This is a genomic window from Streptomyces hiroshimensis, assembly GCF_014650335.1.
Taxonomy (GTDB): domain Bacteria; phylum Actinomycetota; class Actinomycetes; order Streptomycetales; family Streptomycetaceae; genus Streptomyces; species Streptomyces hiroshimensis.
Map to the genome: position 1 here is coordinate 246,678 of NZ_BMUT01000009.1, position 23,347 is coordinate 270,024.

At 73.5% G+C, this 23,347-nt stretch carries 22 protein-coding genes, 1 tRNA gene and 1 pseudogene; 10 read left to right on the forward strand and 14 right to left on the reverse strand.

Features of this window, described 5'->3' with window-relative positions:
• Positions 1–162: 162 nt before the first annotated feature.
• Positions 163–975, reverse strand: coding sequence for an alpha/beta fold hydrolase (locus IE241_RS21485; RefSeq protein ID WP_190023419.1), 813 nt, complete (start codon positions 973–975; stop codon positions 163–165).
• Between the two features lie 229 nt (positions 976–1,204).
• Here IE241_RS21485 and IE241_RS21490 point away from each other — a divergent pair, with 229 nt between their 5' ends.
• Complete coding sequence (locus IE241_RS21490; protein WP_190023420.1) at positions 1,205–1,843, forward strand: HhH-GPD-type base excision DNA repair protein; 639 nt, start codon at positions 1,205–1,207, stop codon at positions 1,841–1,843.
• 98 nt (positions 1,844–1,941) lie between these two features.
• On the opposite strand, the gene IE241_RS21495 is transcribed toward IE241_RS21490, so the two are convergent.
• Positions 1,942–2,655 (reverse strand): B3/B4 domain-containing protein, encoded by a 714-nt coding sequence (locus IE241_RS21495; protein ID WP_190023421.1) that lies wholly within the window; start codon positions 2,653–2,655, stop codon positions 1,942–1,944.
• A gap of 87 nt (positions 2,656–2,742) precedes the next feature.
• On the opposite strand from IE241_RS21495, the gene IE241_RS21500 reads away from it, so the two are divergent.
• The 3 genes from IE241_RS21500 to IE241_RS21510 all read left to right on the forward strand — a co-directional run bounded on the left by IE241_RS21500 (position 2,743) and on the right by IE241_RS21510 (position 4,731).
• On the forward strand, positions 2,743–3,390 hold the full coding sequence (locus IE241_RS21500) for a helix-turn-helix domain-containing protein (RefSeq protein ID WP_190023422.1): 648 nt from the start codon (positions 2,743–2,745) through the stop codon (positions 3,388–3,390).
• A gap of 166 nt (positions 3,391–3,556) precedes the next feature.
• A complete protein-coding gene (locus IE241_RS21505; RefSeq protein WP_030368795.1) occupies positions 3,557–3,853 on the forward strand; it encodes a type II toxin-antitoxin system VapB family antitoxin in 297 nt (98 codons plus the stop codon).
• 155 nt (positions 3,854–4,008) lie between these two features.
• Complete coding sequence (locus IE241_RS21510; protein ID WP_190023423.1) at positions 4,009–4,731, forward strand: LytR C-terminal domain-containing protein; 723 nt, start codon at positions 4,009–4,011, stop codon at positions 4,729–4,731.
• A 173-nt stretch (positions 4,732–4,904) separates the two neighbouring features.
• Here IE241_RS21510 and upp read toward each other — a convergent pair whose 3' ends face one another.
• Positions 4,905–5,540, reverse strand: a complete 636-nt coding sequence (gene upp, locus IE241_RS21515) for a uracil phosphoribosyltransferase (RefSeq protein ID WP_190023424.1) — start codon at positions 5,538–5,540, stop codon at positions 4,905–4,907.
• Positions 5,541–5,729: 189 nt separating this feature from the next.
• Between upp and IE241_RS21520 the strand changes: the two genes are divergently transcribed.
• The 4 genes from IE241_RS21520 (at position 5,730) to IE241_RS21535 (ending at position 7,439) form a co-directional block, all read left to right on the forward strand.
• Positions 5,730–5,990 carry a hypothetical protein gene (locus tag IE241_RS21520; RefSeq protein WP_190023425.1) on the forward strand — a complete coding sequence of 87 codons (261 nt, stop codon included), beginning with the start codon at positions 5,730–5,732 and terminating at the stop codon, positions 5,988–5,990.
• A gap of 196 nt (positions 5,991–6,186) precedes the next feature.
• Complete coding sequence (locus IE241_RS21525; RefSeq protein ID WP_190023510.1) at positions 6,187–6,720, forward strand: tRNA adenosine deaminase-associated protein; 534 nt, start codon at positions 6,187–6,189, stop codon at positions 6,718–6,720.
• A 34-nt stretch (positions 6,721–6,754) separates the two neighbouring features.
• Positions 6,755–7,246: a tRNA adenosine(34) deaminase TadA gene (tadA, locus tag IE241_RS21530; RefSeq protein ID WP_190023426.1), complete on the forward strand. Its 492-nt coding sequence runs from the start codon at positions 6,755–6,757 to the stop codon at positions 7,244–7,246.
• A gap of 103 nt (positions 7,247–7,349) precedes the next feature.
• A tRNA-Ser gene (locus IE241_RS21535) sits at positions 7,350–7,439 on the forward strand.
• A gap of 71 nt (positions 7,440–7,510) precedes the next feature.
• On the opposite strand, the gene IE241_RS34265 is transcribed toward IE241_RS21535, so the two are convergent.
• The 9 genes from IE241_RS34265 to IE241_RS21590 all read right to left on the reverse strand — a co-directional run bounded on the left by IE241_RS34265 (position 7,511) and on the right by IE241_RS21590 (position 17,753).
• On the reverse strand, positions 7,511–8,743 hold the full coding sequence (locus tag IE241_RS34265) for a nitroreductase/quinone reductase family protein (RefSeq protein ID WP_229899587.1): 1,233 nt from the start codon (positions 8,741–8,743) through the stop codon (positions 7,511–7,513).
• A gap of 6 nt (positions 8,744–8,749) precedes the next feature.
• Complete coding sequence (locus tag IE241_RS21555; RefSeq protein ID WP_190023427.1) at positions 8,750–9,952, reverse strand: MFS transporter; 1,203 nt, start codon at positions 9,950–9,952, stop codon at positions 8,750–8,752.
• 150 nt (positions 9,953–10,102) lie between these two features.
• Positions 10,103–11,050: an aldo/keto reductase gene (locus IE241_RS21560; protein WP_190023428.1), complete on the reverse strand. Its 948-nt coding sequence runs from the start codon at positions 11,048–11,050 to the stop codon at positions 10,103–10,105.
• A 120-nt stretch (positions 11,051–11,170) separates the two neighbouring features.
• Positions 11,171–12,352, reverse strand: a complete 1,182-nt coding sequence (locus tag IE241_RS21565; protein ID WP_229899590.1) for an acyltransferase family protein — start codon at positions 12,350–12,352, stop codon at positions 11,171–11,173.
• The gene (locus IE241_RS21570) at positions 12,349–13,482 is read right to left on the reverse strand and encodes an acyltransferase family protein (RefSeq protein ID WP_190023429.1); all 1,134 of its coding nucleotides are present in this window, start codon (positions 13,480–13,482) and stop codon (positions 12,349–12,351) included. Before IE241_RS21570 ends, IE241_RS21565 begins: the two co-directional genes overlap by 4 nt.
• Positions 13,483–13,560: 78 nt before the next feature.
• The gene (locus IE241_RS21575) at positions 13,561–15,321 is read right to left on the reverse strand and encodes an FAD-binding oxidoreductase (protein ID WP_308433730.1); all 1,761 of its coding nucleotides are present in this window, start codon (positions 15,319–15,321) and stop codon (positions 13,561–13,563) included.
• Positions 15,318–15,725 carry a cupin domain-containing protein gene (locus tag IE241_RS21580; RefSeq protein WP_229899592.1) on the reverse strand — a complete coding sequence of 136 codons (408 nt, stop codon included), beginning with the start codon at positions 15,723–15,725 and terminating at the stop codon, positions 15,318–15,320. The genes IE241_RS21575 and IE241_RS21580 overlap by 4 nt, the downstream gene beginning before the upstream one ends.
• Entirely contained in the window at positions 15,722–16,558 is an 837-nt protein-coding gene (locus IE241_RS21585) for a cupin domain-containing protein (protein WP_190023430.1), read from the reverse strand. The genes IE241_RS21580 and IE241_RS21585 overlap by 4 nt, the downstream gene beginning before the upstream one ends.
• Positions 16,551–17,753, reverse strand: a complete 1,203-nt coding sequence (locus tag IE241_RS21590; protein WP_190023431.1) for a sedoheptulose 7-phosphate cyclase — start codon at positions 17,751–17,753, stop codon at positions 16,551–16,553. Before IE241_RS21590 ends, IE241_RS21585 begins: the two co-directional genes overlap by 8 nt.
• A gap of 217 nt (positions 17,754–17,970) precedes the next feature.
• Here IE241_RS21590 and IE241_RS21595 point away from each other — a divergent pair, with 217 nt between their 5' ends.
• Both IE241_RS21595 and IE241_RS34270 read left to right on the forward strand, forming a co-directional pair.
• On the forward strand, positions 17,971–19,005 hold the full coding sequence (locus IE241_RS21595) for a transaldolase family protein (protein WP_190023432.1): 1,035 nt from the start codon (positions 17,971–17,973) through the stop codon (positions 19,003–19,005).
• A 26-nt stretch (positions 19,006–19,031) separates the two neighbouring features.
• Positions 19,032–20,048: pseudogene (locus tag IE241_RS34270) on the forward strand (transaldolase family protein); the annotation flags it as partial.
• Here IE241_RS34270 and pabB read toward each other — a convergent pair.
• Together pabB and IE241_RS21605 are read right to left on the reverse strand one after the other, a co-directional pair.
• Positions 20,033–22,222, reverse strand: a complete 2,190-nt coding sequence (gene pabB / locus IE241_RS21600) for an aminodeoxychorismate synthase component I (RefSeq protein WP_190023433.1) — start codon at positions 22,220–22,222, stop codon at positions 20,033–20,035. The pseudogene IE241_RS34270 and the gene pabB sit on opposite strands and share 16 nt — an antisense overlap.
• A gap of 157 nt (positions 22,223–22,379) precedes the next feature.
• Positions 22,380–23,144, reverse strand: coding sequence for a methyltransferase domain-containing protein (locus IE241_RS21605; protein WP_229899594.1), 765 nt, complete (start codon positions 23,142–23,144; stop codon positions 22,380–22,382).
• Between the last annotated feature and the right edge of the window lie 203 nt (positions 23,145–23,347).

Here is a 23,347-nt window from a genome sequence, read left to right on the forward strand (position 1 = left end):
CGCAGGGCACTTTGTCCGTCCCCCTCCACGGTCGGGCACTCCTGCCGCTCCCGCACAGAGGGTGCTGACGCGCTGGAGCGGCGCCCCGGAGCGGGCGCAGGGGCGCGCGGCGCGCGGACGCTCAGGTACCGGGGCGCGCGCCCGGACGGCGGTCACGCGGCGTCATGCCGCCTCGATGAATCTCCGCACCATCGCCACGAACGGCTCCGGGTGCGACACATGCGGAACATGGCCTGCGCCTTCCAGGCTCCGCAGCTCCGACCGCCGCACGGCCCGCGAGAGCTCGGCCGTGACCGGCGGCAGCCACGGCAGGCTCTCCGTCCCGTACGTCAGCAGCGCCCGCCCGGAGTAGGCGGACAGCCGGGCGAGGTCGAGGTTCGCCCAGCCGGGGTCGGACTGCTCGGCCGCGAACGCGCGGCTGTTGGCGACGAGGGTCGCGCGCACCCGGTCGGGCAGGGCGGCCCAGGAGCCCGGGCCCAGGGCCACCTCTTCCATGAAGCGGCGCACCCCCTCGCCCGCCTCTCCCGCGAGGATCAGGGCCACCGCCGCGTCGATGCCGTCCTGCGCGGCCCGCATCAGGATGTGGGCGGGGTCGTCGCGGGGGATGACGCCCAGCAGCGGGGGTTCGTGGGCGACGACGGTGCGCAGGAGGTCGGGGCGGCGGACGGCCAGGCCCAGGGCGGTGGACGCGCCGAAGGAGTTGCCGACGGCGTGGGCCGGGGCGAAGCCCAGCGTCTGCAGCAGCGCGGCGAGGTCGTCCTCGTGGTCGCGGCGGGTGCCGCGGCCCGCGCCGCGGGTGCTGGCGCTGTGCCCGCGCCGGTCGTAGACGAGGACGCGGAAGGACTCCGCCAGGGCCGGGAGGACCGCCTGCCAGGTGTAGTGGTCGGTCAGTCCGCCGTGGACGAGCACCAGCGGCTCGCCCTCGCCCGCGACCTCGTGGAAGAGCTCCGCGCCGCGCACACGGACTCGCGCCATGCAGAGCCTCCCTCGCTCGGACGTACCGCACGGACGTACCGCACGGACGTACCGCACGGACGTACCGCACGGACGTACCGCACGGACGTACCGCTTGGACGTACCGCTTGGACGTACCGCTCGGGCCCCGGTGCCCGGCCGCGGTCCGACCATGACAGCCGCCGTGGCACGCCGTCCGCAAGACCGCCTCTTCCGGATGTTCCGCGTGTTCCGGGGCGATCATCGAGGCATGGACAAGACCCTTCACCTCGCCCAGCAGCCCGAGGCCGACGCCCTGCTCGGCCGCAGCCCGCTCGCCGCGCTGACGGGGATGCTGCTGGACCAGCAGATCCCCATGGAGTGGGCCTTCGCCGGTCCCTACGCCATCGCGCAGCGGATGGGGCGTGACGACCTCGACGCGTACGAGATCGGCGCCTACGACCCGGAGGCGTTCGCGGCGCTGCTGTCGGAGAAGCCGGCGGTGCACCGCTATCCCGGCGCGATGGCCAAGCGCGTCCAGCAGCTCTGCCAGTACCTGGTCGAGCACTACGGCGGCGAGGCGAGCGCGGTGTGGGAGGGCGTCGCCACCGGCGAGGAGCTGCTCGGGCGGCTCAAGGAGCTGCCCGGCTACGGCGAGCAGAAGGCCCGCATCTTCCTCGCGCTGCTCGGCAAGCAGCTCGGGGTCGCGCCGGAGGGCTGGCGCGAGGCCGCCGGCGCGTACGGCGAGGAGGGCTCCTACCGCTCGGTCGCGGACATCACCGGGCCCGAGTCGCTGGCCAAGGTGCGGGCGCACAAGCAGGAGATGAAGCGGGCCGCCAAGGAGGGTGCGGCCAAGAAGGCGACCGTCCGGCCCGCCAGGAGGACCCCGCGGCAGACGAAGCAGGACTGACCGGCGGCAGGACTGACCGGCGCCGGATCAGGCAGGCGGCGCCGGATCAGGCGGGCGGCGCCGGATCAGGCGGGCGGCGCCGGATCAGGCGGGCGACGTCAGACCAGGCGGGAGACCGCGCGCAGTTCCGGCGCGCGCTCGCGCAGCCGGGCCAGGAGGTCGTCGGCCGCGGCGTGCAGCGCGTCGAGCGGCATGGGGTCGAGCCGCTCCAGCAGGAACAGTGCGCTCGTGGACTTCTCGGTGATGCGCGTGCGGACGCACTGGCGGTGGTTCCAGCGGCGGCAGGTGGCGCCGAGGTCGTCGCGCCAGATCACCTCGCCGGGCTCGGGGTGCTCGACGGCCGGCGCGCCGCCGGCCACCGTGTCGAACGGCTCGTCGCCCGTGGCCCGCACGAGGCGCGGCGCGCCGGCGTACGCGGCCAGGTCCTCGCCGCCGACCGGGAGGCGGTGCGCGACGGACACGGCGTTGTAGACGTCGACCAGGAGGCTGACCTCGGGCAGGCCCGCGGGGGCGCGGCGGATCAGGGCCTCGGCGCTGTTGCGCGTACGGCCCGGCTTGGCGCCGAACGCGCCGTAGGCCGCGCGCCAGGCGGCGATGTGGGGCTCGGCGGTGACGTCGCCGAGGCCCTCGGCGGTCGCGGCGGCCTCCGCGAGCTGCTCGCGCGACCAGGGGTCGCTCGGGCCGGCGGGCAGCCCGTCCGCCGCGATCACCAGCACGGTGAAGTCGGGCCGCAGCGCGCGGACGGCCGCCTCCACGTGCACGCTCGCGGCCGCCGCTTCGAGATCGAGGTCGAGATCCGGGTCCGGGGACATGGACGGTGCCACCCTCCTGCAGTCGTTTAAGTGAAATCGACGGTAGCATCAAACGACCGGATGCCGGGAGGGGCGAAGATGACCGGCATGAGCGGCAACACCGAAGCAGCGGCGGACGCGGGCAGGCCCGGCGACGCACCCGGCAACAAGCCCGGCGACGAGTCCGGCGGCGACAGGTCCGTCATGGAGGCCGTCGCCGCGCGCGTGCGCGCCCTGCGCAAGGACCGGGGCTGGAGCCTCGACGCGCTCGCCGCCCGCGCCCGGGTCAGCAAGGGCATGCTCGTCGCCCTGGAGAACGCCCGCTCCAACCCCAACCTCGCCACCCTGGTCCGCCTCTGCGACGCCTTCGGCGTGCCCCTGACCGAGCTGCTCCAGCAGCCCGCGGCGCCGCTGCTGCAGCCCGCGGCGCCCGACGGCCAGCCCGTCCTGTGGACCGGCCCGGACGGCGGCAGGGGCCTGCTCGTCACCGGCGCCGCCCCGCCCGTGGGCGCCGAGCTGTGGCACTGGCGGCTCGCCCCCGGCGAGGAGCACCACAGTGAGGCCCACGTGCTCGGCACCGTGGAGCTGATCCATGTCCTGCGCGGCACCCTCGCCGTCACCGCCGGCGGACAGGAGGTCGTCCTTCCGCAGGGGTACGGACTCCGCATGGCGGGCGATCGACCCCACTCCTATGCGAACCGTACGGAGTCGGAAGTCGAGTATTCCGGCGTGGTGCTCGTACCGCCGCACGGCTGACCCCGTGTGGACGGCCGGAGTGCTCCGGCTGTGTCCACAGGCTGTGGGCAATGTCCCCGGAGGCCTGCCGAGGGGTCCCCGCTGCTCCTGGTATGCGGCCGATTGTCGCCTTCGCGCTCCCGTGCCGTGGCTGCGCCGGGAGCCTGTCGCCCGGTAGGCTTTCCGTGTGATCTTCAAGCGCATCGGAAACGGGCGGCCGTACCCCGACCACGGCCGGGAGAGCACCCGGCAGTGGGCGGACGTCGCCCCGCGCCCGGTGCGGCTCGACCAGTTGGTGACCACCAAGCAGCAGCTCGACCTGGAAACCCTGCTGGCCGAGGACTCGACCTTCTACGGCGACCTCTTCGCCCACGTCGTCAAGTGGCACGGCGACCTCTACCTCGAGGACGGCCTGCACCGCGCCGTGCGCGCCGCGCTCCAGCAGCGCCAGGTGCTGCACGCCCGCGTGCTCGAACTGGGCTAGCCGGGGCCGGCCGGGCCGCCCGCCCGTCCGTGATCGCCGGGGCCCGGGGCCGTTCGGCGGCTGTTTCCGGCCGTTGTTCGGCCTTTCGGGTTGGGCCGCGCGAACCCATTGATCATTTAGTAGGCAGCGGCCCTGCCCCGCACTACGCTGCGCCCATGAGCATGCTCACCCCTCCCGGCATGGGCAGGAAGTACCGCATTACGGGCAAGCGATTCCCGCACATGCGACGCCCCAGAAACCGCCGCAGGATCGTGCTCGCCGCAGTCACCTCAGCCGTCGCGCTCGCCGTGGCCGGATGGGGGACTCTCCAGCTCGTCGACGTCTTCACCGGGGGCCCCAGCGAGACACAGGCCCACGGCGCGGGCGCGAAGGGCGGGAAAGGGGCGAAGGACGGCGACTGCAAGGCGGCCGCGGAGGAGGGCGCGGAGCCGAAACCGCTGCCCCGGCCCTCCGACATCACCGTCAACGTCTACAACGCGACTCCGCGCGGCGGACTCGCCAAGATCACCGCGGATGAGCTCAAGAGCCGCGGCTTCAAGATCGGCAAGGTGGGCAACGCACCCGCCCTCTACGACAAGAAGGTCGAGAAGATCGGCCTGCTGATCGGTGCCCCGACGGCCGCGGAGGGGGCGCTGAAGGTCATCGGCACCCAGATGGCCGGGGCCGAGGTCAAGAACGACCAGCGCACGGCCGACGAAGAGGTCGACCTGGTCATCGGCAACGAGTACAAGGAGCTCACGGCCCGGCAGGACGCCGACCGGTCCCTGACCGACATGGGCGTGGAGCCGGGGCAGGCGCCTTCGGAATCGCCCTCGCCCTCGTCGGCGCCGTCGCCGTCGAAGGCCGCGTCCCCGGCGCCGAGGCCGTCCAAGTGCTGAGGGGGCTCGCACCCGGGCTGCGGTGATGTCCGGCACCGCCGGTCCGCCACGCTGTGGTGATGCGCCGTTGCGGCGGAGGAAGAACCGCCCGCCGCAACGGCGAAGTGCCACGACGGCGGGGTCCGGCGCAATGCGCGGACACCGCGGCCGGTGCGTGCCTCGTGAGCCGGCGGCTAGCCCGCCGTGCCGTACATGCGGTCGCCCGCGTCGCCCAGGCCCGGGACGATGTAGCCGTTCTCGTTGAGGCGCTCGTCGACCGAGGCGGTGACCACGGTGACCGGGGCGCCCGCGAGCTCGCGCTCCATGACCTCGACGCCCTCGGGGGCGGCCAGCAGGCAGATCGCGGTGACGTCGTCGGCGCCGCGCGCGATCAGCTCGTTGATCGCCGCGACCAGCGTGCCGCCCGTCGCCAGCATCGGGTCCAGGACGTAGACCTGGCGGCCCGAGAGGTCGTCGGGCATGCGCGTGGCGTAGGTCTCCGCCTTGAGGGTCTCCTCGTTGCGGATCATGCCCAGGAAGCCGACCTCGGCGGTCGGCAGCAGCCGGACCATGCCGTCGAGCATGCCGAGACCGGCGCGCAGGATCGGCACCACGAGCGGGCGCGGGTGGGAGAGCTTGACGCCGGTGGTCGCCGTCACCGGGGACTCGATGTCCACCTGCTCGGTGCGCACGTCGCGCGTGGCCTCGTAGGCGAGCAGGGTGACCAGCTCGTCGGCGAGACGCCGGAAGGTGGGGGAGTCGGTGCGCTTGTCGCGCAGGGTGGTGAGCTTGTGCGCCACCAGGGGGTGGTCGACGACGTGGATCCGCATGACATCGACATTAACCGAGCTTTCGGCCCCCGGCGGCCGCCGTGCGGCGTTCGACGCTCCGCTGCAGGTCTGCGGCGGTCTGTCGCCGCACTGGCATCAAACCACCACTTAGGGGGAAAGTGGGCACGTACGCCCGGTCTGTCGCTCCGGGCGTGGCCGGCGAAGTACTCGGCACGAGGTGGTCCTGCCATGGCTGAAGACGCCCCCGAGAAGCCCGACACGAAGCCCGACACGACGCGTGGCGCACCGGCGCCCGAACCCGGATCCGCTCCCGGCTCCCGGACCGAACCCGGGCCCGGGGCCGAGGAGGAGGCGGACCGCCGCCGCAGACGCGCCCAGTTCCTGCGCGAGCTCAACGAGGCGAAGGAGCTCCGCGACCGCGTCCAGCCGCGCCGGGCCCGCGCCGCCCGGATGCGCCAGCAAATGCGGATGAGGACCTTCCGCTGGTGACGTGCCCGCGACGCGCACGCGACGCGCCCGCCCGGACGGCGGCTCCCGCAGCGCCACGTGAGGCACATCTCTTCGGACTGCTGCACGACGCAGCGCGGAAGACCTCTCGCAACGGCGAGGTTTCTGCCACGATTCCGAGTGGGCGGGGTGGTCCCCGTCCGGCCCGGCACCGCCTATGACCAGTGGGAGAGTCACGGTGTACTTCGCCGCACTGCTCGCGCGCACCGAAGACGGATGGCAAGCGAGCGATACAGACCTCGACAACGTGGAAACCCTGGCCGACCTCGCCGACCTGGCCCGTGAGTCCGCGGTGGACGACGACACGGTCCTGGCGTTCATCGAGCAGGAGGACTCCTGGTTCGGGATCGTCCGTGTGGACGGTGAGGACGACCCGCGCGTCTTCGTCTCGAACGCGGTCGTCGCGGGCCGCAGCTCGTACGGCGCCATGCTCGTGGACGAGCTGATCGGCCGCGACGAGAACGACGGCACCGACGACCTCGACGACCTCGACCTGGACGGGACGGAGGACGGCGAGCCCGACGCCGTGGAGGACGAGGCCGAGGAGGCGGGCGACGCCGCCGAGCCGCGGCCGGCCGGTCCGCTCGGCGACGTCGATATCCTCTCCGACCTCGGTGTGGGCGCGAAGGAGCTGCTCGCCCTCGAAAGCGAGGCGCTCAGCGAGATCGCCGACGCCCTCGGCTGCACGGAGGTCCTGGAGGCCGTCCGCTGACGGCCGCCGGGCCCGGTTCGCTCACACTGGTGCCATGAACGAAGCCGTCCGCGAGCCGACAGACCACGACCCCGTACGCGCACCGTGGCTCGGCCCCATGCGGGCCGCCCTGGACGAGGCCGTACGGGCCCCCGCCACCGGCGACGTGCCGGTCGGCGCCGTCGTGCTGGGTCCGGACGGCTCCGTCATCGGCCGCGGCCGCAACGAGCGCGAGGCCACCGGCGACCCCACCGGCCACGCCGAGGTCCTCGCCCTGCGCGAGGCGGCGCGGGCCGTGGGCGAGTGGCGCCTCGCGGGGTGCACGCTGGTCGTGACGCTGGAGCCGTGCACGATGTGTGCGGGCGCGATCGTCCTCTCCCGCGTCGACCGCGTCGTCTACGGCGCCGTGGACGAGAAGGCCGGCGCTGCCGGCTCCCTGTGGGACGTCCTCCGCGACCGCCGGCTCAACCACCGCCCCGAAGTGATCCAGGGCGTCCTCGCCGGGGAGTGCGCGGGGCTCCTGACGGACTTCTTCCGCGACCGCTGAGCGCTGCCGCTGTGCGCCCCGGCGCCCTTGATGAGGAGCGTCACACCGCTGCGCCCCGGAACCGATTTCAGAGCACGGCCCACCGTCCGCTAAGCTCTCTCTCGGTAGCGTGTCCGAGCGGCCTAAGGAGCACGCCTCGAAAGCGTGTGTGGGGGCAACTCCACCGTGGGTTCAAATCCCACCGCTACCGCCAGCGACACCCCTTCGCCCGTGGAAACACGGACGGAGGGGTGTTCTGCATTTCCGGGGCGGCTTCCGGAGCCTTCAGTGCCTGATTTCCATCGCGATGCCGGCGGGCGTCGTGAAGTAGAGCCAGCGGTCGCCGGTCAGGGGGCCTTCCGCGATGGTCTCCGGGGCGCCGAGGAGGCCGACGCCCGGGACGGTTGCCAGGTGCTGCGCGGCGGCGTCCACGTCGTCGACGTCGAAGGCGAGGTGGTGGCCGCCGATGTCGCTGTTGCGGGGCGGGCGCGCGGGCGCGCCGGGGGAGAGCAGGACGGCGGGGGCGGGCCCGAGGCGGAGGCCGACGCCGCCCTCGGCGGTGCGGTGGGTCTCCTCGGCGCCCAGGGTGCCCGTGAAGAAGGCCGCGGCGGCGTCCACGTCGGCGACCGTGTAGGCGACGTGGTCCACAGGGTGGGCCGTCGAGGTTCCCGGCTGCCGCTGGAGCAGACGCAGGGGCAGGCCCCCGGGAACGCTGCTCAGACGCTCCGTGACGGCCGCGAGGTCGTCCACCCGCACCGCCAGGCGGTGGTGCCCCGCCGTGCCGGCCTCCGGCGGCACGGTGTTCTGGTCGGGGGCGGTGTATTCGAAGAGTTCGAGGCGGGTCGCCGGGCCCAGGCGCAGCATCGCGATCCGGGCGACGGCGCGCGGGTGGACGCCGAGCTTGCGGGTCATCCAGTCGCCCGTGGCGTGGGCGAGGGGGCCTTCCTCGTAGAGGAGCTGCGCTCCGAGGGCGTCGGTGAAGAACGCGACGGCTTGGTCGAGGTCGGTCACGGTGACGGCGTGGTGGTCGACCCGGTAGGCGGGAGTGGCGGCGCCGGAGGGGCGCAGGCGTACGGGGCGCAGGCGTACCACCGGGATGACGCGGTCCGTGCGCTTCTCGAAGTCGGCGAACTGCGGGGATATCGCGACCTGCTGTGCGTAGAGGCGGTCGCGTTCGGCGGCTTCGGTGAAGACCGCCTCCACGGGGTGGGTGCGGCCTTCGTGCTCCACGGTGGCGACGGGGTTCGCGCGCAGGTTGCGGCACCAGGCGGGGTCGGTGTCGTCGCCTCCGTTGGCGGCGAAGACGACCCAGTCGCCGCCGTCGCGCAGGTAGGTCGCCGGGGTGGTGCGGGGGAGGCCGCTGCGGCGGCCGGTGGTGGTGAGGAGGATCAGGGGGATCCCCTCGAAGTCGCCGCCCACGCGGCCCGCGTGGGCGCGGAACTCCTCGATGATGCGCTGGTTGAAGGGGTTGGCGTTGCTGTCGGCGGCGCCGGGGGCGGGGGCCGGGACGTGCGTCATGGCGGGTCAGTCCTTTCCTGAAGGGGAAGCGGCGAGCACGCGGGCCGGGCGGCGGGCCTTCAGTTCGTACGCGCACAGGGCGAGCCCGAGGGCCACCACCGCCGCGCCCACGACCGGCGCTGCGCGCAGGCCCGCGCCGGACTGGACCGCGGCGCCCCCGAGCAGGCCGCCCGCGGCGATGCCGATGTTGAAGGCCGAGCTGTTGACGGACAGCGCCAGCGTCGGCGAGCCGACCTCGGCCGAGGTGACGATGATCGTGTTGAGGCCGGGGACGGTGCCGAAGTAGGCCAGGCCCAGCAGCAGGAGGGCGCCCGCGGTGAGCCAGGGGAGGGAGGCCACCGCGGCCAGCAGGAGCAGCGCGCCCGTCACGGCCGCGAGGATCACGGCCAGGGACGGGACGAGGGACCGGTCGGCCGCCTTGCCGCCGAGGGCGTTTCCGGCGACGCCGCCCGCGCCGTAGAGGAGCAGCAGCGCCGTGACGGCCTGTTCGCCGAAGCCGCTGACGTCCGTGAGCAGGGGCACCGCGTAGGTGAAGGCGGTGAAGACGCCGGCGCTGCAGAAGACCGTGATGGCGATGGCGCGCAGGACCCGGGGGCGGGCCAGGACGCGCAGTTCGGCGAGGGTGCTGCCGCCGCCGCCCGCCGTGGGCCGCTGCGGTCCGGAGGGGAAGCAGCGGGCCAGCAGGGCGAGGCAGGCCAGGCTCATGGCCGTGATGGTCCAGAAGGTGGCGCTCCAGCCGTAGTGCTGGCCGACGAAGGTGCCCAGCGGCACGCCGAGGACCATGGCGAGGCCGAAGCCGAGGGTGATCCGGGCGCCTGCGGAGGCGCGCTGCCCGGGCGGGGCGAGCTCGCCGGCGGAGGTCAGGCAGATGGCGAAGACCGTGGAGTGGGCGAAGGCGCTGACGAGGCGTCCGGTGACGAGGAGGGCGTACGAGCCGGCCGGGGCGGCGAGTGCGGCGATCACGTTGCCGAGGGTGAAGAGCGCCAGCATGCCCAGGAGGAGGGGCTTGCGCGCCAGCCGGCCGGTGGCCAGCGTCATCAGCGGGCCGACGACGACCACGACGGCCGCGTACACGCTCACCAGCAGCCCCGCCGCGGACAGCGAGACCCCGAGGTCGTCCGCGATGCGCGGCAGGATGCCCGCGATGACGGATTCCGCGGTGCCGATGCTGAAGGTGCACAGCATCATGGCCAGGATGGGCAGGGGCATGGTTCTCCGGGGGACGGGCCGGTAGCGGGGGCGCGGGCGTGGGCGCGGACGCGGGCCGCTGTCAGGGGCGTGGTGGCAGAGATACGGGCCGGCGGTGCGTGGCGGGGGATCCACGCGCCGCCGGCCCGGGTCCCGGTGCCGCGGCGGCCGCTACTCGCGGGCGCCGACGGGGGCGGGGAGGGCGTCGAGTTCGGCGATCTCGGCGGCGGTCAGCTCGACGTCGGCGGCCGCGGCGTTCTGCTCCAGGTAGGCGAGCGTCTTGGTGCCCGGGATCGGCACGACGTGCTCGCCCTGGGCCACCAGCCAGGCCAGGGCGACCTGGGAGAGGGTGACGCCGTGGCGCCCGGCGATCGTGGCGACGGTGTCCACGATGGCCTTGTTGGCGGCCATGGCCTCCTCGGTGAAGCGCGGCATGGCGCGGCGCCAGTCGTCCTCGGTGAGGTCGGCGGGGTTGCTGAAGCGGCCGGTGAGCAGGCCGCGGCCCAGCGGCGAGTAGGGCAGGAAGGCGATGCCCTGCTCGTTGCAGTAGGGAAGGACCTCGCCGAAGGAGTCGCGGGTGAACAGCGACGCCTCGGACTCGACGACGGCCACCGGGTGCACGGCCTGGGCGCGCTTGACGTCCTCCAGCGCGACCTCGGAGAGGCCGATCGCGCCGACCTTGCCGGCGGCGACGAGCTCGGCGAGCGCGCCCCAGCTCTCCTCGACCGGGACCTCCGGGTCGATGCGGTGCAGCATGTAGACGTCGACGCGGTCGGTGCCGAGGCGCTTGAGGCTCGCCTCCAGGGCCGACTTCAGGTAGTCGGGGCGGCCGTTGAGGGACAGGCCGTTCTCGTCGAGGACCAGACCGCCCTTGGTGGCGAGCACGACCTTGTCGCGGCGGCCGGCGAGGGCCTTGCCGACCAGCTCCTCGTTGGTGAAGGGGCCGTAGACGTCGGCGGTGTCCAGCAGCGTGACGCCCAGGTCGATCGCGCGGTGGATCACCTTGACGGAGGCGTCGTCGTTCCGGTTCTGCGGGTCGTAGGCGAAGGACATGCCCATCGTCCCCAGACCGATCCGGCCGACCTCCGGGCCGTTCTTCCCCAGCGTGGTGGTGCGCATCGCGTGACTTCCTCTCTGCCCCCGATCAGGAGCGTCCGCTCCCCGATCAGGAGAGTTTGAACTTTCAAGTAAAAATCTAGGCGGCCGGGCGGAGGCCCGCGACGGGGGCGGACCTGTTTGTCAGGTTCGTTTCCGCGGCCGGGCGAACCGCATGGCCGGACGCTCGACGGCCACGTACAGCAGCCAGGCGCACAGGAGCGCTGCACCGGCTTCGAGGGCGAGCACGGCGAGGGCGAGCGGGGTGGGCAGGGGCCATGTGGCACCGAGGCGCCCGCGGACGGCCTCAAGGAGGACCTGCTGGACCATGTAGAAGGCGAAGGAGACCTCGCCCAGCCAGAGCATCACCCGCCCGCGGAACGGCGATCGCGTGCCCCGGACGTCGGCGGTCGCGGCGGCCGAGATGAGCAGTGCGAACGGGACGATGGTGACGGCGTTGATGGAGTACGGCGGCGGGACGAACAGCGAGACCGCGTAGGCGGCGACGGTCAGCAGCCCGGCGGGGAGCAGACCCAGGCGGATCCAGCGGCCCGAGAGGACGATGCGCGCCATGAGGATGCCGAGCACGAAGTCCAGCAGGCGGGTCGCGGGCAGGATGTAGACCAGCCAGAACTGCGGCTCGGAGACCGCGTACGGCACCTCGATGACCGGCGTGCCCGGCACGAACAGGCCGGCGGCGACGGCCACGGCCGCGACGGCGGCCACGGTGCCGCCCGCGTACCACCACAGCCTCTCCTCGCGGATCCGCCGCACCAGCCGCGCCCAGAACGGGAACGTCAGGTAGAACAGCAGCTCGCACGAGAGCGACCAGCTGGGCGGGTTGACGCTGAAGTACACGTCGATGTCGTGGAACCAGGACTGCACCAGCAGCAGGTTCGGCACGGCCTGCGCCGCCCCCGTGGTGGAGGCCGCGACCAGCAGCAGGCCCAGGACCCACATCACCGCGTGGTTGGGGAAGACCTTGAAGAAGCGGCGGCGCCAGAACGACACCGCGCGGTCGCCGGGGCGCGCCGACCACGTCATCACGAAGCCGCTGAGGACGAAGAAGAACGAGACGCCGACCCAGCCCGCCCGGCTGAGCACCTGCCGGTAGGTCTCCGCGGCGCCCCCGTCCGCGAACAGATCGGTCGCCACGTGCGGCAGCGACGCGTGGTACAGGAACACCAGCAGGGCGGCGACGAAGCGCATGCCCGTCAGGGACGGAAGGCGCGAGCGGGAGGCGGGGGAGCCGGGGGCCGGGGAGGCCGCCGGGGCGGCGGCCTCCCGTTCCCGTTCCTCTACCCGTACGTCGGGCTGTACGGTCACCGCTGATCAGCTCCCACCGGCTGCCGGTGTTCGCTGACGCCGGGCGCCGCCGGTCCGGTCTCCGGCCGGTGGCGCGGGCGCCCGAAGCGCCGCATCGCGGGCCGCTCCACCAGCACGTACAGCAGCCATCCGAAGAACAGGGCCAGCGCGAACGTCAGCGCCATGATGCCGAGCGCACCCGGGGTGTCCCACGTCTTGCCGGCCGAGGAGTCGGTCGCGGCGAGGCCCATCGGGCCGTACTGGAACACCAGGAAGTGCACGATGTAGAAGGCGAAGGAGACCTCGCCCAGCCACATCATCGGCCGGGTCGCGAACGGCGACCGCTCGCCCTTGGTGTCGGCCACCGCCGCGGCGGCGATCAGCAGGGCGATCGGCAGCGCCGTCGGCGCCACGAGACCCCATGCGTCCGGCAGGAACACCATCAGCGCGTAGCCGGCGGCCAGGAGGGCCAGGGCGGGCAGCTGCTTCATGCCGATCCAGCGGCCGGTCATCACGACGCGGGCCATCAGGATGCCGAGGGCGAAGTCCAGTACGCGGGTGGCGGGCAGGAAGTAGACGAACCAGTAGCGCCACCACGAGACCGGCTGCCACGGGGAGTCGGGGCTGCCGGGGAGCAGCTGCGCGACGAGTGGCACGGCGACGAACGCGGCGATCACGATGCCGACCCACATCCACAGCCGCTCGGGCCGGATCTTGCGGATCAGGCCGTGCAGCAGCGGGAACGACAGGTAGAACAGCAGCTCGCAGGAGAGCGACCAGCTGGGGCCGTTGGTGCCGGCGAGGATGTCGAGCTGCGGCACCCAGCTCTGGAGGAGGAAGAGGCTCGGCACGGTGTTCCCGGCCGTCACCGCCGTACCCGCCCAGATCATCAGCAGCATGCCGGCGAGCCAGGTCACGAAGTGGTTGGGGTAGATCTTCGCCAGGCGGCGCCGGTAGAACCGCCGCGGGCTGTCCCCGGACTTCGCCGACCAGGTCAGGACGAAGCCGCTGAGGACGAAGAAGAACCCGACGCCCAGGTAGCCGGCGCGGCTGGTGTACTGCACGACCACGTCGTTGAGGGAGTCGTCGGCGAACAGCTTCGCGACGGCGGCGTGGGTGACGAAGACGAGGATCGCGGCGACGAACCGCATGCCCGTAAGGGAGGGGAGTCTGGAGGAGCCCGGTGGGCTCGCGGAGTGGTGCGGCTTCTGCGACACGGGGATGCCCTATCAGGAGGGGAGCTGGACCGACTGGCGGTGCCGGAAGACGTTCTTCGGGTCGTACTTCGCCTTCACCTTCTGCAGGCGGGCGTAGTTGTCCTTGTAGTAGAGGCGGTACCAGGGCACGTCCGAGGTGTTGAGCTTCGGATCGCTGATGTCGCTGTCCGCGTAGTTCACGTAGCAGCCGTCCGTCACGGCGTTCGGCACGGGCACGCCGCCGGTCTCCGCGTACATGTCGCGGTAGAACTCGCGCAGCCAGGCCTGGTTCTTCGCGTCGTCCGCCGGGTCGGTCCAGTACGTCTGGTAGAGCAGCTTGAGGACCGAGCTGCGCTGGGCCACGGGGGTCGCGTCGGGGGCGGTCTCGTTGATGCGGCCGCCGAAGGACGTGGCGACGAGGCCGCCGTACTTGTTGGCGTAGTCGCCGCGGGTGAGGTGCTTCCAGATCGCGGCGATCTGGTGGTCCGGGAACCCCTTCTTCATGTACGCGGACTTGTGCTCGCCGCGGAAGGTGGGGTTGGTCTGCAGCTCGCTGCTGGTGCCGATGTAGCGGGTGGCCTTGAGCCACGGAAGGCGCTTGGTGCTGGCGAACTCCGGCATGGGGCGCAGCTCGCCGACCTGCTCGCCGACCTCCTGGTGGGCGACGCCGAGGGCCTTGTTGAGGCCGTTGAGGAAGTCGTTGACGAGCTTCTCGGCGTCCGGCGCGGTGCCGTCCATCTGGAGCAGCATGCCGAGCGCGCCCGAGGCCTTGTGGTTGAGGAACAGCCAGCTGCACAGGCCCGCGTAGGGGGAGTTCGCGCCGCTGTTCTTCTCGTGCCACTCGCCGTAGAACTTCACGAACTCGGTGAAGCCGCGCTGGGTGACCTTCTCCCAGGGCCAGGCGGCGGCCGTGACGAGGACCTCGGCGGGCGGGTTCGGCAGCAGCTTGGACGGGTCGGAGCCGGTGGCGCCGGGCGAACGGAACCAGTAGCGGGTGATGACGCCGAAGTTGCCCCCGCCGCCGCCCGCGTAGCCCCACCACAGGTCGCGGTTCGGGTCGTTCTCCTCGCGCGTCGCGACGACCGCCCTGGCCTTGCCCGACGCGTCCACGGTCACGACCTCGACGGCGTACAGGTGGTCCACGACCAGGCCGTGCTTGCGGGAGAGCATGCCGTAGCCGCCGCCCGAGGCGTGCCCGCCGATGCCGACGGCGTAGCAGACGCCGCCCGGGATGACGACGCCCCAGCCCTCGTAGAGCGTCTCGTAGACGTCGAGCAGGGTCGCGCCCGCCTCGACGGCGAAGGCTTTGCGGTCGGTGTCGAAGTAGACGGCGTCCATGAGGGTCATGTCGAGGACGACCTCGACGTCGGGCCGGAAGACGAAGTCCTCGAAGCCGTGCCCGCCGCCGCGCACGGTGAGCGTCTTCTTGCCGTCGACCGCCTCCTGGACGGCCTTGACGACGTGCTCGGTGGTCGTGGGCAGCCGCACGGCGTCCGGCTTGCCGGCCCAGCGCTGGTTGAAGCCGGTGATCAGGTCGCCGTAGCGGGCCTCGCCGCGCTTGACGGTGACGAGGTCGGTGCCCAGGGACAGGCGGCCCACCGCGCCCTTGTCGGCCGCCACGGCCGTGGCGCCGCCGGTCAGGCCCGGCACGGCGGCTGCGCCGACGGCCGCGCCGGCCACTCCGCCGGTCCGGGCGAGGAAGCCGCGCCGGCTCACCTTGCTCATGACGTTCCCGCTCCTCTTGTCGGTGGGGGTGGGGGTGGGGGTGCTCGTCCCGGCGTCGGTGCCGGTCATCGGACGCACTCCATGCGCTGCTCCTCCGGGAGTTCCGGGATCCGCGCGGGCAGGCGGCCGGTGGTCCGCGCGGGCAGGACGCGTACGGTGAGCAGCTCCAGGCCCTCGTCCAGGGCGCGTACGGTCAGCCGGCAGTCGTGCGGCGCGAGCAGCAGTTCGCCCGCTCCTACGGGGCGGGTGGTGCCGCCGGAGGTGGCCTCGCCCCGGCCGGCGAGGACGTAGAGGGCCTGCTCGATGCCCTCGTCCGGGCGGTGGGCGGCGGTCGCGCCCGGCCCGAGCCGCAGCAGGTCGACGGCCTCGCACTCGCTGTGGAGCATTCCGCGGCGGGCCAGGCAGGCCCACTCGGCCGAGGGGCCCGCGGCGTTCAGGAAGCGGGCGGAGGCGTCCGCGCGCTGGATGATCACCGCGCCTCCCCGGCGGCCGCGGGCGCGACCGGTACGGCGAGTTCGGCGTGGAAGAACTCCATGCCGTCGTGGTTGGCGGCGATCTCGGCGGTGGTGCCCAGCGGCAGCGTCAGGGCGGTGCCGGGGGTGAGCTCGGCGGTGGCGCCGCCCGAGGCGGCCCAGCCGGAGCCGGAGAGCACGAAGACGGTGTGCTCGGCGCCGCGCGAGTGCAGGGTGCGCGTGGCGCTCGGCTCCAGCGCGTCGATCTCTACGGTGCGCAGCGGGCCGGTGAAGACCCGGCCCGGGTCGACCGAGCGCTCGGCGCGCAGGTCGTGCAGTTCGGCATTCGCCGGATTCACCGAATTCACTGGATTCGCCGGATTCACAGTCTTCTCCTCCGCCGGGCGCGGCGTGTCGCCCCGCAGCGCACCGGCCGTGGGGGGTGTGAGCATTTCGATGACGAGCCAGTCCAGGTGGTCCTCGCCGGTGTTCCGCAGGCCGTGCACGGCGCCGGTACCGGTGAGCAGGAGGGAGCCGGGGCGGGCGGGGTGCGCGGTGCCGTTCAGCAGGAATTCACCGCGGCCGGAGAGGATGAAATAGATCTCCTCGGTACGGGTGTGCCGGTGTTCGCCGCTGACGCCGCCGGGCGGAATGCTGGCCCATTCCACGGCTTCCCAGTCCCCGCGCAGATCGCGGCGGCTCGCCAGGCACTTCCAGTGGGTGAGGCCGGCCGCGCCGTGCACGCCGTGGATGTCGGCGGCGCCGGAGACGTCGGCGAGGAGTGCGGCGGGGGCGGCGAGTGCCCTGGGCTCGCCGGGCGCGGTGGCCGCGGGGGTCTCGGTGACCTCAGGCACGGACGGCCTCCTGCGCGCTGCCGAGGCGGCGCAGGTCGTCGACGGCGACCGCGAGCTCGTCCTCGGTGACGTCGTTGACGAAGACCGCCTCGCCGATGCCGGCCGGGAGCGGCAGCCGCTGCTGCCCGTCGCGGTGGCGCACGGTGTCGGCCAGCGCCTCGGCCAGCAGGCCCGGCTCCAGCAGGGCGTTCCAGCTGGGCAGTTCGAGGGAGCGCATCACGGCCAGGACGCGGTCGCGCTGCCCGGTGGAGACCAGGCCGCGGCGCCAGCCGAGGACGGTGGTCAGCGCCATGTCGACGCACACCGCCTCGCCGTGCAGCAGGGCGGGCAGGGCGTGCATCTCGACGGTGGGGCTGAAGGTGTGCCCGTAGTCGACGACGCGCTCCAGCTCGGTCTCCCACAGGTTGGGCTGGAGCTCCTCCAGCATCCCGTGGATGGCGCGCTGGACGACCTCGCTCGCGGCGCGCTCCAGGGCGGGGGTGGTGCCCTGGAACTTCTCGTCCAGCAGCCGCGGGCCGTACTCCTCCAGCAGGTCGAACAGGCGCGCGTCCTTGATCAGGGCCATCTTGAGGATCTCGGCGAGGCCGTTGGCGATGTGCCGGCGGTCGACGGTGACCAGGAAGGAGCGGTCGAGGAGGGTGAGGGAGGACGCGAAGTAGGTGCCCAGGCGGTTCTTGTGGTTGTTGAAGTTCACGCCGGTCTTGACCCCCACGCCCGCGTCGACGAGGCCGATGAGCGTGGTGGGGACGCGGACGACGGGCGTGCCGCGGCGGTAGAGGTTGGCGACCAGGCCCACGATGTCCATCAGCACGCCGCCGCCGATCACGACGATCGGCTCGCGCCGGCGGTCGATGCCGAAGGCGTCCAGGGCGCGCACGATCTCCGTGGCGGTGTCCAGGCTCTTGACGGTCTCGTCCACCTGCACGGCGTGCAGCGCGTACTCGACGCCGTGGTGCGCGAAGTAGCTGCGGATGCGGTCGCCGTGCAGCGCGAGGACGTTGGCATCGACGACGACGAAGCGGCGGATGCGCTCGGGGCGCTGCCCCGCGTGTCCGAGCAGCGCGGTGTTGCCGAGCCCGAAGGCGTCGTCGCACACCTGGATCTCGTAGTGCACGGGCATCGACGCGCTGACCTTCCAGGCGTCCACGCGGTCGCTCCGCGTCACGAGTCCCGGCGTCGTTACGGGCTTCTCCATCACGTTCTCTCCCCCGAGGGTTCGGTGTTCTGCGGTGATTCGGGAAGTGATCGTGGAAGGCGGTAAGCCGCGCCGCCAAGCCCGTATCGCGTTGCTGTCAGATGGCAAAGGAGTTGTCAGGTACGGGAATTGGGGGAGATGACACTCCCGTGAATTCCTGACGCTTGCGCGCCGCAGAATTGCCGGAGGCGGGTGGTACGCCGCAGAGTTCCGGTCCATGACTGGACCCCTGACCGCGACCCTCGACCGACCGGTCCACGGCGGCGCACCGGCCCGCCCGGCCGTGTCCGTATGGATCGAGGACGCCGGCCGCGACCGGCTCACCCCCGGCGCGCTGCGGCGGCTCGTCCACGACCGGCAGGTCACCGGCCTCGCCTGCGGCCCGCACGCCACCACGGAGGAGCTGCGCCGGGCCTGCGCCGCACTGTCCCCCGCCGGCGGCGGCGCCGGCAGCGGCACGGTCTCCGCCGAGCTCACCGTGCGCGGCGCGGGCGACGCCGCCGCGGTGCTGGGCGAGGCCCGCGTCCTGCACGGGCTCGTCGCCCGCCCCGGCCTGCTGGTCTGCGTGCCGGCCGCGCCCCGGGCGCTGCCCGCCGTGGCGGACCTGCTGGCCGAGGGCATCGGCGTGCACGTGGCCTGGATCGGCTCGGCCGCCCGCTACGGGCGGGTCCTCGACGCCTTCCGCGCGGGCCTGGAGCGCGCCCGCGCCGCGGGGCTGGACCTCTCCGGCCTGCACACCGCCGCCTCCGTGCCCGTACGCCGGATCGACGCCGTCGTCGACGCCCGGCTGGACGCGGTCGGCGGGCACGAGACGGCGGCGCTGCGCGGCCGGGCGGGCCTCGCCACCGCCCGGCTCGTGCAGCGCGCGCACCGGGATTTCCTCGCGTCGCCGCGCTGGCGCGCCCTGGCCGCGGCCGGTGCGCGGGAGCCGCGGCCCGTGTGGTCCCTCGGCGGCCCGCCCGTCCGCTCCGGCAGCCTGCCCGTCCGCTCCGGAAAAAGTGACATTCTCGCCGGGCTCGCGGAACTCGCGGCGCCGGGCGCGACCCTCGCCCTGCCGGAGGGCGCGCGCGGTGCCCTCGGCGGGGTGCCGTCGGTAACCCCGGCCGGGCCGGCGGGCGGCGGCCGGGATGACCTGCGCCACGACGAAGCGCGACGCACCATCAGCTTCCTTGACTGGTACGGCATTTCCGCCGAGGATTCCGCGGCGTGCATCGAGCGGCGCGGTCTCGCACGAATGCTGCCGGCAAGGTGATGCCGCCGGGAACGTGATGCTGCCGGATGGCCGGCAGGGCAAGGAGTGACAAGGTGTGCGGCGCGGGCGTCATCAGCCTGCTGGCGGACGAGGGCGTCTCGCGCTGGCTGGACGGTGCCGGGTGGCACGAGCCCAACCCGCGCCGGCTGGCCCGGCTCGTCGACGACGGGCTGATCACCGGGCTGGCCCTGGGGCCCGAGCCCCTGACCCGGTCCCTGCGCCGGCGCGCCCGCGCACCGTGGGCGGGCCGCCCGCTGCGCGAGGCCGGGCCGTGCGCCGAGTCGCTGCTCGCCGCCGAGGCCCGGCGCGCCTGCGACGTGCTGCTGCCCGTCCACGAGCGCACCGGCGGCCGCGACGGGCACGTCGCGGTGGAGGTCGGCCCCGTCGCGGACACGGCGACGGCGCTGCGCCTGTGGCGGGCCGTGGACCGCCCCAACGCCCTGGTCGCCCTGCCCGCCTGCCCCGAGGGGCTGGCCGCGGCCGCCGACTGCCTGGCCGAGGGCGTCGGCGTGGACGTCGGGCCCGTGCTCTCGCCCGCCCACTACGACCTCGCGGCCGCCGCCTGGCTGGACGGCCTGAGCCGGGCCCGCCGCGCGGGCCGCGACCTCGCCGCGCTCCAGGCCGTCGTCTCGGTGCCGCTGGCGCCCGTGGACGCCGCCTTCGACGAGCGGCTGCGCCGTTCCTCCTCGGAGGCGGCGCAGGTGATGCGGGGAGAGGCCGCGCTCGCGTCGGCGCGGCTCGTCTTCCACTGCCACGAGCAGCTGCTCGCCGGGCCCGCCTGGCGCGAGCTCGCGGCCCACGGCGCCCGCCCGCACCGGATGCGCTGGACGGACACGGCCGTACGGACCCCGGGCATCCCCGACACCCGCTACGTGGACGAGCTCGTCGTCTGGGACGCCATCACCACCATGAGCCCGGCGACGCTGGAGGCCGTCGCCGAGCGCGGCAACCCGCGCGGCGACGCCGTGACCGGGCGGGGCCGCGCCGCCGCCCGGGTCCTGGACTCCCTGGAGATCCTGGGCGCCGGCTACGTGCACACCACGCGCGAGCTGGCCGACCGCGCCGTGCGGCTGCGGTCCCTGCGCTGGAGCGAGCTGCTCGGCGCCGTCAGCGCCAGCAGCGGGGCCGCCTTCACCACGGTCTCCTCGAACTCCTCCGCCGCGTCGGAGAGGTCGACGATCGCGCCGCCCACCCCGTAGCGGACCCGCCCGGGCGTGACCACGGCCGTGCGGATGACGATGCTCAGGTCGGCGGCCCCGGTCAGCGAGAAGTAGCCGAGGGCGCCGGAGTAGACGCCGCGCGGGCCGTTCTCCAGGTGGTCGATGATGCGCATGGTGCGCAGCTTCGGCGCGCCGGTCATCGAGCCGCCGGGGAAGGCGGTGCGGACGCAGGCCACCGCCGAGACGTCCGGGCGGAGCGTGGCCCGCACGGTGCTCACCAGCTGGTGCACCGTCGCGTACGTCTCCACCCGGAAGCTGCCGGACGCGTCCACGCTGCCGGTCTCGGCGCAGCGGCCCAGGTCGTTGCGGACCAGGTCGACGATCATCAGATTCTCGGCGCGGTCCTTCTCGTGGACGAGCAGCTCGGCGCGGAGCGCCGCGTCCTCCTGCTCCGTCGCGCCGCGCGGGCGGGTGCCCTTGATGGGACGGGACTCGGCCGCGCCGTTCCTGTCGACGCGCAGGAACCGCTCCGGCGAGGTGCTCAGCACCGACAGGTCGCCGAAGCGCAGCAGCGCGCCGAACGGGGCCGGGCTGAAGCGGCGCAGGTACTGGTAGCCCTGCCAGGGGTCGAGGTCGCCGCGCGCCTCGGCCATGTTCGTCAGGCACACCTCGTACGTCTCGCCCGCCGCGATCTCCTCCAGGCACTCGTCGATCAGGCCCAGGTAGGCGGAGCGGTCGTGGCGCAGGCGCGCTTCCGACAGGGGCGCCGGGGGACCGGCGTACGGGGTCCGCTCGCCGGCCAGGGCGGCGAGCCGGCGGGCGGTCGCGGCCAGCCAGGCGCGGGCGTCGCGCTCGCTCCCGCGTCCGTCCTCGTTCCCGTCCTCGGCCAGGGCCAGCAGGTACGTGGTGCCGGTCGCGTGGTCGAGGACGACGGCCCGGTCGGCGAAGACCATGTACGCGTCCGGCTCCTCAGAGCGGTGCACGGCCCGGCTGCCGCACTCGGCCTTCAGCTCGTAGCCCAGGTAGCCCACCCAGCCGAGCGCGAAGTCGAAGGGCAGCTCCGGGACGCTCGCGCGGGTCGCGGCGAGGTCGCGGTCGAGCCACTCCAGGAAGGCGCCCGAGACGATGTCGGTGCGGGCGCCTCCGGCGGAGTGCACCGTGACGGTGGAGGTCCACACGTCGGCCTTGGCGACGCGGGCGAGCGGGCCCGAGGCGTCCCCCATGAAGGAGAAGCGGCCCAGTTCGCCGTCGCGGCGGCTGCTGTCCAGCCAGAAGGTGTGCGGGTTGCTTCCGTGCCGGCCGTCGCCGTCGTTGCCGTCGCCGTCGCCGCCGAAGAGGCGGGCGTGGACGGTCTCGTCGTCCCAGCGGGTGGGCAGCTGCTCGGCGAGGACGCGGAGGGTGCGGCGGGGGTGGGCGGCGGGCGCCGGGGGCGCTTGGGTGAGCTCGACCGTGGGCCGGTTCGCGGTCCGGTTCGCCGGCCGCCGCTCCTCCGTCAGCCTGCGGAAGTTGGCCAGCAGCTCGATGCCGTAGTGGCTGCCCGCCGACTCGGGGTGGAACTGCACGCCCCACTGCGGCCGCTCCCGGTGCTCCAGGCCCATCAGCACCCCGTCGGGCGTCCAGGCCGTCGCCTTCAGGACGCCGGGCAGGTCGGTGACGGCGAGGGAGTGGTAGCGCACGACCTCGAAGGGCGAGGGCAGGCCGGCGAAGAGGCCGGTGCCGTCGTGCAGGACGGGGGAGGTGCGGCCGTGGTGCGGGCGCGGGGCCCGGCCGACGGTCGCGCCGTGCAGCATCCCGATGCCCTGGTGCCCCAGGCACACGCCCAGCAGCGGCAGGTCGGTGCGCTCGGCGATGGCGCGGCAGATCCCGAAGTCGGCGTCGCGCAGCGGGGTGCCGGGCCCGGGGGAGAGGACGACGTTGTCGAACTCCGCGAGGCGGCCGGGGTGCCAGTCCGGGTCGTCGTTGCGGACGACCTCCGGCGGCTGCCCGTTCACGCGGGCCAGGTAGTGGAACAGGTTGTAGGTGAAGGAGTCGTAGTTGTCGACGAGCAGAGTGCGCACAGTGATGTCGTCCGTGGAGAGTGCCGTGAGGTGCGTGCCGTGAAGTGCCGTGAGGAGTGCCGTGGAGAGTGCTGTGAGGGTGCCGTGATGGTGCCGTAAGGCCGGGGCCGGGTGTTCGCCGGGGTCGTGCGGGCGTTCGCCGCCGGCCGGGCGCGCTCTAGGCGGCGGGTCTCAGCGCAGCCCTTGCCGCGGTCACTTCGAGCAGCATGTGCTCGACCGTCTCCTGCCCCTCCCGGACCCTCCGGCTGCGCAGGACCCGCAGCCCGCGCCCGCACTCGCGGGCCGTCCGGCGCAGGCCGAGGATGTCGCCGCGGTCGCTGAAGTGGAGCAGGACCCGCCCGCCCGGCGCCAGGTGGTCGTGCGCGCCGGCCAGGTAGCGGCGGTGGGCCGCGTACCCGGCGTCGACGTAGGCGCGCTCGTGCATCGACCCGTAGACGTAGTGCTCCGGCGCTTTGACGAAGTTGGAGTGCCAGTAGACGGTGTCGAAGCGCTCGCCCTCGCCGTCCTTGCCGTCCTCGCCGAGCTCGCGGAGCGGGGCGAACAGGTCGCCGCAGAGCGTTCGGACGCGGTCGGCGACGCCGTGCCGGGCGGCGTTGAGGGCGGTGTTGCGGGCGGCCTGCGGGCTGATGTCGGAGGCCACGACGCGGCCGTGCCCGGTGAGGGCGGCGGTGACGGCGATGACGCCCGTGCCGCAGCCGATCTCCAGCAGGGAGCGGGGCCGTCCGTGCGGCCGTCCGTGCGGTCGTCCGTGCGGCGGGCCGGCGAGCTCTGCGTCGAGCAGCTCCATGGCCACCCCCGTCGCCGCGGAGAACGGCGGGGCGAACACGCCGTCCAGAAGGTCCCACTCCCGGCCGTCCAGAGTGAAGACGTCCGGCCGGTCGGGCCGGTGCAGCGACTCCGCGCTGCGCCGGAGCGATCGCACGTAACTCTGTAGGTGCGCCTGTCCTGTTTCCTGCATTTCGTCCCCCCAGTCAGAACCGGCGCGCGCTTGCTGCGGCGCGCGCCACGCACCCTTCACCCTTGCTGAAACCGCAGGTCAGGGGAAGGTGGGCGGTTCACCGTGTGGGGCGGGGAGGGGTGTGGACGGTGTACACCAAGACCGGGCAAAGTTGACTGGTCCAGTCC

Coding starts and splice junctions, on each gene's coding strand:
- IE241_RS21485 (WP_190023419.1), bottom strand. CDS start 975: ATGGCGCGAGTCCGTGTGCGCGGCGCGGAGCTCTTCCACGAGGTCGCG.
- IE241_RS21490 (WP_190023420.1), top strand. CDS start 1,205: ATGGACAAGACCCTTCACCTCGCCCAGCAGCCCGAGGCCGACGCCCTG.
- IE241_RS21495 (WP_190023421.1), bottom strand. CDS start 2,655: ATGTCCCCGGACCCGGATCTCGACCTCGATCTCGAAGCGGCGGCCGCG.
- IE241_RS21500 (WP_190023422.1), top strand. CDS start 2,743: ATGAGCGGCAACACCGAAGCAGCGGCGGACGCGGGCAGGCCCGGCGAC.
- IE241_RS21510 (WP_190023423.1), top strand. CDS start 4,009: ATGAGCATGCTCACCCCTCCCGGCATGGGCAGGAAGTACCGCATTACG.
- upp (WP_190023424.1), bottom strand. CDS start 5,540: ATGCGGATCCACGTCGTCGACCACCCCCTGGTGGCGCACAAGCTCACC.
- IE241_RS21520 (WP_190023425.1), top strand. CDS start 5,730: ATGGCTGAAGACGCCCCCGAGAAGCCCGACACGAAGCCCGACACGACG.
- tadA (WP_190023426.1), top strand. CDS start 6,755: ATGAACGAAGCCGTCCGCGAGCCGACAGACCACGACCCCGTACGCGCA.
- IE241_RS34265 (WP_229899587.1), bottom strand. CDS start 8,743: ATGACGCACGTCCCGGCCCCCGCCCCCGGCGCCGCCGACAGCAACGCC.
- IE241_RS21555 (WP_190023427.1), bottom strand. CDS start 9,952: ATGCCCCTGCCCATCCTGGCCATGATGCTGTGCACCTTCAGCATCGGC.
- IE241_RS21560 (WP_190023428.1), bottom strand. CDS start 11,050: ATGCGCACCACCACGCTGGGGAAGAACGGCCCGGAGGTCGGCCGGATC.
- IE241_RS21570 (WP_190023429.1), bottom strand. CDS start 13,482: ATGCGGTTCGTCGCCGCGATCCTCGTCTTCGTCACCCACGCCGCCGTC.
- IE241_RS21575 (WP_308433730.1), bottom strand. CDS start 15,321: ATGACCGGCACCGACGCCGGGACGAGCACCCCCACCCCCACCCCCACC.
- IE241_RS21590 (WP_190023431.1), bottom strand. CDS start 17,753: ATGGAGAAGCCCGTAACGACGCCGGGACTCGTGACGCGGAGCGACCGC.
- IE241_RS21595 (WP_190023432.1), top strand. CDS start 17,971: ATGACTGGACCCCTGACCGCGACCCTCGACCGACCGGTCCACGGCGGC.